This is a genomic window from Paenibacillus sp. RC67 (assembly GCF_030020805.1).
Lineage (GTDB): Bacteria > Bacillota > Bacilli > Paenibacillales > NBRC-103111 > Paenibacillus_S.
Genome location: NZ_CP125098.1, coordinates 4478899 through 4493551, shown reverse-complemented (window position 1 = coordinate 4493551; position 14653 = coordinate 4478899). Strand labels below are relative to the sequence as shown.

Sequence of the window (14653 nt, the reverse complement as noted above, 5' to 3'; positions counted from 1 at the left end):
TGCTATTTGTTCGAAAGGATAAGGTGATAATGAAAAAAACGACGATTATTACAAATGGAACGTTCATTACTTTGAATAGTGAGAAGCCCGTAATTCAAGGCTGCATGGTATTGGAAGATAATCTAATTACATATATAGGTGAAAAAGCGCCGCAGCCGCTTGAGACATATGATGTACAAATTAACGGCAAAGACAAGCTGTACATGCCTGGATTGGTCAATACACATTGTCATGCAGCTATGTCACTCCTTCGCGGCTATGGGGACGATCTGGCGCTTCAAGTGTGGCTTCAGGAGAAAATGTGGCCAATCGAAGGCAAGTTTACTGCCCATGATGTGAAGTGGGGAACTCAGTTATCCATCCTTGAAATGATCAAGGGGGGAACAACAACCTTCGTCGATATGTACGATCACATGAACGAGGTAGCGCAAGCAGTTGAAGAAAGCGGTATGCGTGCTTGTCTTACTCGTGGGGTAATCGGACTTTGTCCTCCTGAGGTTCAAGATGCCAAGCTGAAGGAAGCAACGCAATTTGCTCGTGACTGGCATGGGAAGGCTGGAGGTCGCATCACAACGATGATGTCTCCTCATGCACCGTACACTTGTCCTCCTGATTATATTGAGCGTATTGTCCAAGCTGCTCATGATTTGAATCTGCCTCTGCACACTCATATGTCGGAAACTGCACGTGAAGTTCAAGACAATGTTGATCAATACGGTACGAGACCGGTGGCTCATCTCGAGAAGCTGGGTTTGTTCTCTAGACCTTCTTTGGTTGCTCATGCAGTCCATTTGACTGATGAAGAGATTCAGATATTGAAAAAATATGATGTAAGAGTTTCACATAATCCGGGAAGTAACCTGAAGCTGGCAAGCGGTGTAGCGAGAGTCCCTGAATTATTGAAGCAGGGCGTTAAAGTATCACTTGGAACAGACGGAGCTGCAAGCAATAACAACTTGGATATGTTCGAGGAAATGCGATTGGCTGCATTGATTCATAAAGCAGTAACGGGAGACCCTGTTGCCGTTCCGGCAGAAGCTGCTATCCGAATGGGGACAATCGAAGGCGCTCAATCCATCTGGCTGGATAATGTAGGAGCTCTTCAACCGGGCATGAAAGCGGATTTCATCTCCTTGAACATAAACCAACCGCACTTTTTCCCGAAAACCAACTATATCTCTCATGTGATATACTCTGCTTCTGCCAAAGATGTAGCAGATGTGTGGGTTGATGGACAAATGCTTGTCAAGAACGGCGAATGCCTTACCTTAGATGAAGAGAAAGTGCTCTATGAAGCGCAACGCTGCTTTGAAAGACTGACAGGAGAGTAATGAAATAGCTTAAGTATAAGTTTTGTAGGAGGATTTCCCCCATGAAAATCAAAATAACAATTGTAGCGATAGCCGCAGTTGCACTTATTTTGTTTTTTGGAGGCCGGTTCATAAACGCGGTACAAGAGGATGAATGGAAAATCCAACGAAGCGCAGTGCAAACGGCATATCAAAAAACGTTGTTAACAAAAGCCGTGAAAGTGGAACGGTTCGTCGGAGATAAGTCCTATACAGTGATTTATGGAGAAGATAAGATCGGGCAGCAGGTCATTGTTTGGGTCGGGGAAGATGAAATATTTTCTCAGATGGCTGCTGACGGTGTGTCGGAAGATAAGGTCGATTCTCTGGTTCAAGCCAAGCATGCCAATGCGGATATACTTAGAACGATGCCAGGAGTGTTGGGCGGCAAGTTAATCTGGGAATCCATGTACAAGCTGCCGGCCGATGAAACGGGAAGTGAAAAGTATTACTACGATTATTATTCTTTCAATGATGGGGCTTATTTGGATACATGGCGTTTAAGTATTCAATAAAAACATGGAGCTAGCGCTGGTTTCTTGAATCTAATTCAAGGAGTCAGTTAAGGCTTCTTTTTTTATTTGGAGACAAATAGGGAGCATTACCACACATTACATCGGACTGAATGATATATTATGTGATATACTCAACGTATACTTTTTGATATATCAACTTAGAAAGGGGGACGTCGGCTTATGAAGTTGCGTCTCTTACCTGTTATATTGAGTGTTGCTATTTCAGCTACCGTGTTATTTGGCGGTTGGTTTGCATATCAAAGCTTTGCTATGGAGAATCCATTGGCTAGTATCGTTGAATCTACGCCAGGTGTGGAACTGGTGAATACCAAAATAAATACCAATGATGCTGAAATCGAGCTGAAGCTCCAACCTGGTACCAGCATGCGTGAGGTGTATGATAATATCCAGAGCAAAGGTTCCGCTATATTAGGAAAAAAAGCTTTGAAGCTTAAAGTTTCGAATGATTCGTCCCAGGAGTTGGATCAATGGTGGTCGTCGGCTTTATTTGATGTGGCTCAAGCTATGGAAACAAAGCATTATGCCCAAATTCCAACTACGCTTCAGTCTCGTGTAGATGCGTCGTCAGGCATGAAGATTTCTACCGAAATGAACGATAAATTCGTTTTTATAACAATGACAGATGGTGATAAAAGCAAATATGTGATGCTGCCTCGAACTCCAGAGAAAATGGGGGTGTGGCCGAATGAGTAAAATATATAAAGAGATATTTATCGGGGCTATACCTGTTGTTATTATTTTTCTCTTTTTCATCGGTGTTAATGCAATTCCATTGGTATTCCTGACCGTTATCTTAGGAACCATATTTTACATGAACCAAATGCGCAGCGGCAGTGCCGGTTTCGGTGGATCAGATCGTAAAGCACGCAGGCAGCAGGCCCCGAGCTATATGACTTTTGAAGATATAGGCGGTCAACAGCGTGCTAAGACTGAGTTAAAGGAAGCATTGGATTTTCTTATTAAGCACGAAGAAATCCGCAAGCTTGGGATTCGACCTTTGAAAGGTATTTTGCTCGAAGGTCCTCCCGGAACAGGGAAAACATTATTGGCAAAAGCAGCTGCACATTACACGAATTCAGTTTTTATGGCTGCTGCTGGTAGTGAGTTTGTAGAAATGTACGTCGGGGTCGGAGCAAGTCGAATCCGTGAAATGTTCAAGGAAGCTCGGAATCGTGCAGTGAAGGAAAATAAGGAGAGCGCCATTGTTTTTATTGACGAAATTGATGTTATTGGCGGTAAAAGGGACGGCGGTCAGCATAGAGAGTATGATCAGACGCTTAACCAGCTTTTGACGGAGATGGACGGTATTCATACTTCGGAAAGTCCGCGAATTTTAATAATGGCCGCTACGAACCGTAAGGAAATGCTTGATAGCGCGCTTCTTCGCCCTGGTAGATTTGACCGACATATCGAGGTGGATTTGCCGGACAAAAAGGGCCGCTTGCATATCCTGAACATCCACGGCAAAAATAAACCTTTGGCACCGGAAGTTAATTTGGAATTGGTTGCTGAAGAAACATTTCAATTTTCCGGCGCACAGCTTGAAAGTGTAATGAATGAAGCAGCCATTTACGCAATGCGTGAAGAATCGCTGCTCATCAGTCAAAGTCATTTATCCCAAGCGGTGGATAAAGTGATGATAGGCGAGAAAACAGATCGTGAGTCAACTAAGGAAGAACGTGATCGGGTAGCGCTTCATGAATTGGGACATGCTATAGCTGCTGAAGTGGTTCGTCCGGGTTCGGTATCTCAGGTTGCATTGAGCCCTCGCGGTAAAGCGCTCGGTTATGTAAGGCATAATCCGCAGCAGGATCAATATTTGTATACGAAAGAGCAGTTGGAGGAGCAAATTATCATTGCTCTTGGCGGAGCCGTAGCGGAAGAAATGTTCTATGGCGGACGCAGCACCGGCTCGCGCAACGATTTTGAGCAAGCTTTGCATTTAGTACGTACTATGATGGATTCCGGATTAACCGGCTTGGGAATCATGGATAGACAAATGGTTACGAAAGAAGAACTGATGAAAGAAAATGCATCTATTCTCGAACAGTTAACGAGCAGAACCCGTGAGCTGCTGGAGCAGCACCGCATTGTGTTTGAACAATCACTCTATATTTTGGTTAAAGAAGAAGTTCTCTCAGGGGATCAGTTCCGTGATCTATTGGAGAGTTCCCGCTTACAGACAGTCTAGGTTATGAAAATAAAAGCTTAAGCACAGGCGATCAGTCTGCGCTTTAAGCTTTTTTTGTTTGCCTGTCGGTAAGTTCGTGAATAATTAACAGCATTTTCTAGTAAAAGCATTATAATCTTAAAATATCGGTCAAATTCAAGAGAAACTTATCATTTTTCGCAACTTTTTCGTATTTTTTGAGTCTATTTTTATGGTAAGTTTCGCCATTAAGAGATAGTTTATGTCATAATAGTAGATATCATTACAAAATTAAAATACATAATCTGAGGTGTATAATGAGAGTTGTTACTACGTTGATGTCTTTTTTGCTGGTTTCTCTGTTAGCGTTTCCGATGATGGTTTTTGCCGCGGTTCCACAGATTCAATTGTATTTGAACGGAAAGCAGCTGGCTGCGGAAGTGGCGCCACGAATTATTAAAGAAAATACGGTTGTTCCGGTACGGATCATCGCGGAATCGACTGGAGCCAAAGTTCAGTGGGATGAGAAAAATCGCAAAGTCACCGTAGACAAATCAGGCATGAACATTCAATTGTTTATCGACAAGCAGGATGCTCTGGTCAACAACAAGAGCTTTAAGCTGGAAACAGCGCCTTCCATCGTAGACGGGAATACGATGCTTCCGCTGCGCTTTGTAAGTGAGCAGTTGGGTGTTAAGGTGACTTGGGACGAGCTGACGCGTTCGGTATTTTTATTCCAGCCGGAAGCGGATGTCAAAGAAGTCGTTTCATCCCCAATCGAAGGGGGAGAGAGCAAGCCTGATGCAGGAACCGGAACTATTCAGAAGGATTCGTCCATAGGGGATAGCGCAGCAGGAAAGCAGCCTACGACACCTACGGAAAATAAATCAAACGATAAGCCTGCTGAGAAGCCGTCGGTAGCGGATACAGGAAAGAATACGGATAAGGCGACAGACAAACCTGACAAAGATAAGAACAGTACAAGCACGCCGGGTAAAGACACAGGTTCAACGGTTACTTCGCCTAACAAAAATGAAACGGCCGGAGATCAGCAGCCATCTCAACAAACGAAGCCTGGCGATAAAGGAAAGGAGCCGGTCACGACCATTCGTTCCATTTCGCTTGAGGGAGATCAGTTTGTTGTAAAGACGAGTGGAGCTGAGAGCAAACCGAACGTATCCATGCTCTCTGAGCCAAACCGGATTGTAATCGATATTCCTTATGGACAGTTGGATCCTTCCTTGAAGTTGAATGATAAAGGCGAAGGCATGATTAAAGGAAATCAAAATAATATCTCGCAAATCCGATATTTGCTATTTTCAAAAGAATCGTCTATCGTTAGAATAATAATAGATTTGTCTAAAAAAGTAGATTTCAAGCTGTCTTCAGCAAAGACACCAAACCAGATGGTATGGACTTTGTCGCCTGCAAAGGAACAATTCAAGGTCGTCATTGATCCTGGACATGGAGGCAAGGATACGGGAGCTGTTTCCGTAACGAAACGTTATGAGAAAGACTTCGTGCTATCTCTTAGTACAAAAGTGTACAAGCTGTTGGAGAAGGAATCTCGAATAGAGCCGGTCATGACAAGAAAAGACGATACCTTCGTCGAACTGGCGGATCGCGCATCATTTGCTAATGAAATGAAGGCAGATCTATTTGTTGCAATCCATGGCAATTCTGCGGGAAAAGAATCAGTTGAGGGTGTTGAAACCTATTATTATACCGATCAAAGCTTGCCGTTTGCCAAAATTATGCATGAGCAATTATTGAAATCTACGCAATTTCCAGATCGCAAAGTGAAACAAAATAATTTCTATGTCGTTAAAAATACGACAATGCCTTCGTTGCTTCTGGAAATCGGATTCTTGACGAACCGTTCCGAGGATGCAGCCATGTTCCAAGATGCATTTCAGGATCAAGTTGCCGCGTCTATCGTTGCTGCTATCAAACAGCAGTTGAATATCGACTAAGGAGAGGATAGCGATGCAAAGACGGTTACTCAACGGCGCCATAGTCGGTTTAACGCTGGTCGTATTAATATCGGGTTGCGGACAGGCTAAACAGGCTCCAAACGCTTTAGAAGGACAAAAGTCAAGTTCGCCAACAACACAAACATCGACGTCCGGGTCCGAAACCAAACAGACGAAAATTAAAGTCTATTTCGGGGATGAGAATGGTGAGAGATTGGTTGAGCAAGAAAGCACAATCTCGTATAAACAAGATAACGAGAAGTATGCTTCGGCTCTTAAAGCGCTGACTACAAGCTCCGATAGTAAAAGAATTGCACTATTAAAAGGCTTTACTTTCAATACCGTGTCTTTAAAAGATCAGACTTTAACCGTAGATTTATCTATGGCGCCGGAATCTAGATTAGGTGCAGGCGGGGAAGATTTAGTGCTGCAAGCTTTGAAAAAAACGGTTTTTCAGTTTTCAGAGATTCAAAGCTTAAATATTTTGCTGGATGGCAAAGCCGTTGATAGTTTAATGGGACATATGGAGCTCCCGCATCCAATTAAGCGCGGATAACCGTGCTTTTTTGGGGGCTTCGCAACATCAATTAACCGGGAGGAGCAATATCATGAGCAACAAGCAAAAACATACTAAGAAAATGGCAGCAGGATTAATAGCGTTATCGGTTCTTGTTAGCAGTCCAGTCTATGCTGCGGAAACTGTCAAAACGAATGGAACCGCCGTTACGAACACAAGCTCGGCATTTACGGATGTTAGCAGTGATCATTGGGCTATTAAACATATAACCAAATTGGCTGCACTTGGGATTATTCAAGGGGTCGATAAGGGTAAATTTAGCCCTGACACACAAGTGTCCCAGCAAGATGTTATCATTATGGCTATTCGTATGATGGGACTCGAGAATGAAGCATTGAAAAATAAGACCGAGACCATCCTTCCTGTAACCGTGGATAGTTATGCAAAGCCATACATAGCGTACGCTTTTGATAAAGATTTAATTGATGTGAAGGAAGAAACGGATGCCGCGGGCACCAACTCGAAAAATGCTTGGGGTTCGCGTCCTGCGACACGTGAATGGGTGGCGAAGCTAGTCATTCGTTCTATTAACAAACAAGATTTGGCTAGACAAAAAAATGCCGATCCATCCATCTTTAGTGATGCGAAAGATATGTCCTCTTGGGCAGTCGGTTATATTAACGCGGCAGTTAGCTTGAACCTTGTTAATGGTGTGGATGATCATAATTTCCAACCTAAAGGGAACGTGACTCGTGCTCAGATGGCAACCTTCTTGAGCAGAGCGGATAAAGAGCTGACGACTCGTTCTGATCGTGTAGTTATTGGCTATATGATGGGAATTAAGGATCGCAAGATGACTATTCTTGATAAACAAGGCAAGACAACAGAATACACGGTTACATCCGATACGGCGTTCTATAATGCCAAGGATGACAGTCGGATCCCTTCAACCCAATTGAAAGATACTAACGAAGTGTATGTCATTCAGTCCGCTGGCACTGCTGCTTATGTTGAGCTAACTAACGATGCTGAGCAAATGGAGTCTTATGAAGGAACACTTGATCAAATCTATGTTGCAAAAATGATGGTATCCATAGCTCAAGGCGGTAATAAAGATCTTAAAGAGCTTGATCAGAACGTAACGGTTACCGATAAAGCAGGTGGCGGGCTTAGTCTGGGCTCGATTCCAATCGGAAGTATTGTTGAGCTTAAACGGAATCTTCTTATCCCTAATGCCAAGTACTCGAAAATCATCGTGAAACAAGTTCCTATAAGCAAAACGGCTGAAGGATCAGTAGTAAGTATCGACAAGAATGCCAATACGATAACCTTCATGGAGAAAACCACAGGCCAAAACGAAACGTTCCCATTCAGTGTGAAGCTTGCTATTACCTTGTCTGGCGGAGCTTCAGGAGATCTCTCCAAGGTTCGTGTAGGTGATGTCGTTTCTTATGAAATTAAAAATAACGAAGTGGTTGGGATTAAGGTCAGTAAACAGGCCGATGTAGGAACCTCGGTAGAGGGAACTTTAACAAGTGTAAGCGACGATAAGAAAATCTTGACGATAAACAAACAGGATAATACACTAGGCGCTTATTATATTGCGGACAACGCTATTGTATCTATTGACGGGTTAGGCAACGCCGGTTTCTTTGATCTAGAGGTGGGAGATCAGCTGAAACTCGATATGGTGAACGATAAGATCGTCAAGGTTTCTGTCACCAGCCGCTCAATTAAACAGTTGGCATTCGCTAAAATCGTTAACTATGACGCAGAATCGAAGCTATTAACAGTAACCGACGATAATGGTTCCCCGTATGCTTATAAGCTGACGGAAACTACAGGTATTAGCTACTGGGATTCTCCGATGAATTTGAATGATTTTGCAGACAAATTCGTAAAGACCAAAGGAACCAAAGTGGATCTCAAAGTATCCAAGGACAAAGTTGTAAGCATCAAATATGCTATGAACGCAGAAGGTACTGTAACGCAAATCAATGCAGAGGCGAACCAAATCACATTGCGTGCCCCAGGAGGTCAGAATGTGACCTTCGGATTGATGACTGCCATTGGCGTAGACTCTCTTGCTAAACCAGGAGCTACACTGAAAGATTTGAAAATCGGTGACAATATTGTGGGTACGTTGAACCGTGACCAAGATCTTATTACACTTATTCAAGTGAAGAGAACATCCGTCTATAAAACGTTGATTTCCAATACGACAGAAAGACAACTGAGCGTCAAGGACGAAAGCGGCGGTTTGCTCGTATTCCAAATTGAAAGTAATGACAAAATCGTAAATCCAGGAAAAGCAACTCACAGCTTCGAAGATATTTTGGTTGATGAGTATATTAAAGTAGCTTATACAGGTAAAAAACTGGAAAGCGTTGAAATGTTAAATACGATCCGCGGCAAAGTGACAGGAGTCGATGCGGGAGCGGGTACCATTACTGTTCAAGACTATTACAGCGGTGTTCAGGTGCTTCCGGTTGGTAAAAAGTTCGTTATTAAGCAGAACGGAACTACATCCGCTGACTTGAATTCGATTGCAGCTAATGATCGGGTAGAAATCATTAAGGATGCTAATGATCAGTTTATTATTTCGAAAGCTACAGCCAGCAAGCGTAAAGTGGCTACCTACGATTCAGTTCTTAACTTAATGCAATTGAAGCCGGGTGGTTCCAGTGAGAAAACAACATACAACTTCTATGCAAAAGCTTATCTGCATCAAGGAACGACAACCGTTGTCCCAAGTTCCTTCGCTGAAAACGACGATGTGACGATTTATGTTCTTGACGATAAAATCTATGAGATGGAAAAATAAAAAGATATTTTAAAGATCAAAGAACATTTTATTAGAGAACGCCGTCTAAAGGGAAGAAGCGTTTATCTTCCTTTAGACGGTTTTTTCATCCTGATTTTATTTTTTTATAATAAATTTCTAGAAAAGTTCGCATTTTGTCGGATGAAGTCATTGATTCCTTTGTCATGATTAGTTAAACTGATTTTTATACTACTAGAAAGAGGTAGCTTGTAACTATGAACAAGAAGCAGGTTCGCAGCATTCTTGATACGATCGCTGAGATGTTCCCGGATGCCCATTGCGAGCTCAATCACTCCAATCCATTTGAGCTGACTATCGCCGTTTTGTTGTCGGCACAATGTACGGATGAAACCGTTAATAAAGTGACTGCTGATTTGTTTCAAAAGTATAAGCGTCCCGAAGACTATCTTGCTGTTCCATTGGAGGAACTGGAGCAGGATATTCGCAGAATCGGGTTGTTCCGAAATAAGGCGAAAAACATTCAGGCATTGTGCGCCATTGTATTGGACAAGTACGGTGGGGAAATACCCGAGCTGCATGAACAACTCGTCGAGCTTCCTGGCGTTGGCCGCAAAACGGCTAATGTAGTTGTTTCCAATGCGTTTGGTGTTCCCGCAATTGCAGTCGACACTCACGTTGAACGCGTTTCTAAGCGTCTAGGTATGACGAACTGGAACGATTCGGTTCTGGAAGTGGAAAAGAAACTGATGAAGCTGGTTCCAAGGGAAGAATGGACCCTGACGCATCATAGGCTCATTTTCTTTGGCCGTTATCACTGCAAAGCACAAAACCCGCAATGCGAAAGCTGTCCACTGGCTGAATCATGCCGTGAAGGAAAAAAACGTATGAAATCCGGTAGTCGTAGGAAACCTATACAGTAGCAAACTTTACCACAGCAAACAAATAAGGATGGGATTATTATGAAGTGTATTTCGGTTTATACAAGCAATTTCGAAGTGTTTTCTGATATTTATGAAGAAATATTGAATACGCCGTTGGCTGAAAATGAAGAAAAGCAAGTAGAAGGCGTAACGGTAATGGAGTCAGGAGATGTGCCTGATAATTACCTGGATCGTATGAAAACAAAGCCGGAAGTAGTCGTTATGAAAGTAAAAGACAAAGATATTACAATCTTGCAGCACCGCAATTTGTTCGAAATTTTTATCCCTGTGAATGAAAGTGTGGTACACTAAAAACCGAAGAAATTCGGTTTTTTTTGTTGAATAGGATTGTTTTGCGGCGAACCCTCGCCAGAAAATCGAAATATCCTATGAAGATATGAATATAGAGATACGGGGAGAATGGGATGAGCAACTTAACGGTTCTTGGGGAAACCATGGAAAGTACGATTCGTTCTTTGCTAGAACAAGTGGAGAAAGAAAAGGATGGAGAAAACGGGAAGAAAATCAAACAGCTGCTGCAAAAGGCGCATAGCGGCAGTTTTTATATTGCATTCTGTGGACACTTCTCGGCAGGAAAATCAAGTCTGATTAATAGCCTATGCGGTCATCAGCTGCTTCCTTCGAGTCCGATTCCAACCAGTGCTAATATTGTAAGCATCAGCAATGGGGAATCTGGCGCAAGAGTCGTTCATAGGGTAGAAGACGATATGGCTGAACCGAAGGTACAAACTGTACCATTAGATGAACTAGCTGCGTATTGTAAAAATGGAGAAGCGATAGAGACGGTAAATCTCCGTTATCCAATTCCTTTCCTAGGAGAACAGGCCGCATTGCTGGATACTCCAGGAATTGACTCTACGGACGATGCCCATCAACTGGCTACCGAATCTGCGCTTCATTTGGCAGATGTTGTGTTCTATGTTATGGATTACAATCATGTACAATCGGAGATCAACTTTGCTTTTACCAAGAAAATGAAAGAGTGGGGCAAGCCGCTTTATTTGTTGATCAATCAGGTCGATAAGCATCGGGATCAGGAGTTGTCGTTCGAAACGTACAAAGCCGGAGTGAAGGAAGCTTTTGCGAACTGGCACATTCAACCGGATGGGATCTTATATACTTCTGTCAAGGTTCCGAATCATCCTCACAGCGAGTGGGGGAAGCTGGATTGGCTGCTCGGCAAGCTGATTGAAGGTCGTGAGCCGTTGTCAGCTCTAAGTCTGGAAAAATCGGCTAAGCATTTGGCTGCGGCACATGCCAGCAAGCTGGCTGAGCGCAACGAGCCCATCAAGGAGCAGCTGCGTGCACAACTGGCTGAAGACGAGGAATCCGAGACAGCGAAGCAGCAATGGGCGGAGCTAAGCAAGGAACTTGCGGATGTGGAGGCGAAGCCAGAAGCGCTCCGCGCTGCATTGCGCAAAGAGACTGGAGCCATATTGGATAATGCCAATATAACTCCAGCGGTAACGCGCGACTTAGCGCATGAATACTTGCAAAGCCGCAAACCTGGATTTAAGGTTGGGTTTTTCGCCGGTGCCGCGAAAACAGCGAAAGAAGTTGAACGGCGCTTAGCTGTTTTTCATAGCGATTTTACTGGCCAAGTGGCTACGCAAATCGAACGTCATTTGCAGCAGGTACTGACCAAAACTTTTGATGAAATATCTTTACTCCATGCGGATCAGGTTCGGGAAACCGCAGAACGATTGCATGTCACTGTTGAGCCCGAATGGCTCGCAGAGCAAGTGAATGAGTCAGCTGGTTTCGGCGGCGACTACACGTTGAATTACAGTAAGCAGATTGCTGCTGAAGTGAAGCTGCTTTACCGCAAATGCGCTTACGAGCTCATTGATGAGCTTAGCGATGCGGTGGCCAAGGCGCTGGCACATAGGCTCAGCAGCCTAAGAGAGCAGCTCGCGGTGCTCGAAGGGCGCCTTGGCAGCCTGCGTGAGCTGGAGCGGCTTGCAGCCGCTGAGGCGGCCTACGCCGCGCAGCTGCAAGCGCCACTGGCCGCGCTGCACGCGACTGCGCCGGCGCTGCCGGACCCGGCTGCAGCTACCGCAGCAGCTGGCGCGTCCAGCAGCGCAGTGCCGCAGGCTGGCGGCAGCACCGCCGCCGACGCTGCGCGCGACGCCCTCGCGGCGGTGGCCGCTACGGCGAGCCGCACAGCGCGCTCCAGTGCCGCACCGCTGGCGCAGGGCGGGCATCGCGCCCGTCTGCGTGAAGCAGCGGGCAAGCTAGCTGACGGCGCAAGCGAGCTCGCGGGTCTCTCGCAGCTGCAGAGCATTTGTCGCTCCTTGCAGGAGAAAGCGGAACGGCTTGAGAACAACCGCTTCACGATCGCGTTGTTCGGTGCTTTCAGCGCAGGCAAATCATCGTTTGCCAATGCGCTGATCGGCGAACGGATCTTGCCGGTTTCACCGAATCCTACTACGGCGGCCATCAATAAGATTATGCCGCCGGAGCCGGAGAACGGCTGGCCGCATGGAACGGCCAAAGTGAAAATGAAATCGATGGAGCGATTGACCGATGACGTTCGCTACTCGCTTGAAGTATTAGGAATTGCCGCTGCTGATTTCAAAGACGGACTAAGCGCGATTCGCCGCTTATCGGCTGAGCAAGTGTCGGCAAAGGGTAAGCCTCATTATACATTCCTGAAAGCCGTAGAACGCGGCTGGTCGGCTGTAGAGGGCCATATTGGAGGCGAACTGCGCGTCGATACGGAGCAATTCGGACAATATGCTGCGGATGAAGCCAAATCGTGCTTCGTCGATCTGATCGAGCTTTATTATTCCAATCCATTAACCGACCAAGGCATCGTCTTGGTTGATACGCCGGGAGCGGATTCTATTAACGCCCGTCACACAGGGGTTGCCTTTAACTATATCAAAAACGCGGATGCTATTTTGTTCGTAACTTACTACAACCACGCATTTTCCCATGCGGATAAAGAATTCCTGCTCCAATTGGGACGCGTGAAAGATAGCTTTGAGCTGGATAAAATGTTCTTTATCGTCAATGCGGCAGATCTGGCCTCTTCGGTTGAAGAGCTGGAGGGCGTAGTATCCCATGTGGAAACCAATTTGCAGCAGCACGGAATACGTCATCCTCGTATTTATCCATTATCCAGTTATTATGCTTTGGAGGGTAAGCTCGCAGGGGATGCCAATACCATTCAGGCGTCCGGTATTTCTTCCTTCGAAACGGATTTTGTCCGGTTTTCATTAGAAGAGTTGACCGAAATTGCTATTCGGTCAGGGCATAGTGATCTGATGCGAGCATCGGATGTATTGAAGCAGTGGATTGCCAGCGCTCAATCGGATGAATCGGAGCGTCAGAACAAGGCGCGTGCCATTCGTCAAGCTTTGGATGAAGCGACCCAAATGTTAAAGGCCATTTCAACCGAGCCTGAGGAGCGGGAGCTGCGCAAGGAAATTGATGAGCTGCTGTATTATGTTAAACAGCGTGAAGTGTACCGATTCGGGGAGCTGTTCAACCTGGCATTTAATCCGTCCGTCTTTGCCGAAGAAGGGAAAGATGTGAAAAGCCTGATTCAATCCGCTTGGGACGATCTGCGTCGAATGATATCATTCGACTTATCCCAGGAGATACTTGCCACTACGTTACGAGTTGAGAATTCGATCAATAAGACGGCAAAGAAACGAAGAGAGCAATGGATGCAATCCTTTGGCTCACATCTTGCGGATTTCCAGCCTGCCTCCTATGAACCGCATGCTTTTACGCCGCTTCAGGAAACAGAGCCTTTCCGTGCACAAGAAGAAGTTACTGTGAAATGGCTTGCCGGTTTCTACAAAAATGCGAAGCATTTCTTTGAGGGCGACGGTAAACAAAAACTGCGCACCGAGCTTGAGACGAAATTAAATGATCCATTAACGGTCTATGCTCAGCAGCAAGCAGATCAACTGGAGCTTGTCTATCGTCAGCAGCTGCAAGCTTGGTATCTGGATTTATCCGTTCGTCTTCAGCAGGAGCTAAGAGAATATGCGGATGGCCAGTTGGCTGCTTTGGAGATGCAGATCGATATTGAAGAGCTTCAAATGAAGCTTGTCCGCATGCAGCAATTTCTAGTGTAAAATATAGTTTTAATCAAACTTTATCTTTTTTTCAAAGTAATTGCAGAGTCGGTTGTCCATACCTGGACAGCCGATTTTATTTGATTTGTTGAAAGGGTTTTCATTTGGCGAGATTTGGCATTAATGATGTGATATAAGTGGATTGTGTTGGTATTTTGTGATTAAATGCGCTTATTTCTCCCTTAAAGGAGATTTATGACAGCATTGGATGTTGCTGCACCCTATGGATGATGTTAATATTCAAAAAAAGCGAACGCTTTCGAACGCAGTCCCATCTGCTTCGAAAGCAATTTTTGCTTAAAGCGGTCTTTT

10 protein-coding genes are annotated in these 14653 nt (G+C 44.9%); all 10 read left to right on the top strand.

Annotation, left to right across the window (positions count from 1 at the left end; genetic code table 11):
* Positions 1 to 29 precede the first annotated feature (29 nt).
* The 10 genes from QMA13_RS20455 (at position 30) to QMA13_RS20410 (ending at position 14341) form a co-directional block, all read left to right on the top strand.
* Positions 30 to 1331: an amidohydrolase gene (locus QMA13_RS20455; RefSeq protein ID WP_282943464.1), complete on the top strand. Its 1302-nt coding sequence runs from the start codon at positions 30 to 32 to the stop codon at positions 1329 to 1331.
* A 41-nt stretch (positions 1332 to 1372) separates the two neighbouring features.
* On the top strand, positions 1373 to 1864 hold the full coding sequence (locus QMA13_RS20450) for a cell wall elongation regulator TseB-like domain-containing protein (protein WP_282935596.1): 492 nt from the start codon (positions 1373 to 1375) through the stop codon (positions 1862 to 1864).
* Between the two features lie 180 nt (positions 1865 to 2044).
* On the top strand, positions 2045 to 2578 hold the full coding sequence (locus QMA13_RS20445; protein ID WP_282935595.1) for a hypothetical protein: 534 nt from the start codon (positions 2045 to 2047) through the stop codon (positions 2576 to 2578).
* On the top strand, positions 2571 to 4076 hold the full coding sequence (locus QMA13_RS20440) for an AAA family ATPase (RefSeq protein ID WP_282935594.1): 1506 nt from the start codon (positions 2571 to 2573) through the stop codon (positions 4074 to 4076). The genes QMA13_RS20445 and QMA13_RS20440 overlap by 8 nt, the downstream gene beginning before the upstream one ends.
* Positions 4077 to 4351: 275 nt before the next feature.
* Positions 4352 to 6007, top strand: a complete 1656-nt coding sequence (locus QMA13_RS20435; RefSeq protein ID WP_282935593.1) for an N-acetylmuramoyl-L-alanine amidase — start codon at positions 4352 to 4354, stop codon at positions 6005 to 6007.
* A 13-nt stretch (positions 6008 to 6020) separates the two neighbouring features.
* A complete protein-coding gene (locus QMA13_RS20430) occupies positions 6021 to 6563 on the top strand; it encodes a GerMN domain-containing protein (RefSeq protein WP_282935592.1) in 543 nt (180 codons plus the stop codon).
* A 52-nt stretch (positions 6564 to 6615) separates the two neighbouring features.
* Entirely contained in the window at positions 6616 to 9348 is a 2733-nt protein-coding gene (locus tag QMA13_RS20425; protein WP_282935591.1) for an S-layer homology domain-containing protein, read from the top strand.
* A gap of 215 nt (positions 9349 to 9563) precedes the next feature.
* Complete coding sequence (gene nth, locus QMA13_RS20420; protein ID WP_282935590.1) at positions 9564 to 10229, top strand: endonuclease III; 666 nt, start codon at positions 9564 to 9566, stop codon at positions 10227 to 10229.
* Positions 10230 to 10268: 39 nt separating this feature from the next.
* Entirely contained in the window at positions 10269 to 10541 is a 273-nt protein-coding gene (locus tag QMA13_RS20415) for an NAD/NADP transhydrogenase alpha subunit (protein ID WP_282935589.1), read from the top strand.
* Between the two features lie 113 nt (positions 10542 to 10654).
* Complete coding sequence (locus QMA13_RS20410) at positions 10655 to 14341, top strand: dynamin family protein (RefSeq protein ID WP_282935588.1); 3687 nt, start codon at positions 10655 to 10657, stop codon at positions 14339 to 14341.
* Positions 14342 to 14653: the final 312 nt, after the last annotated feature.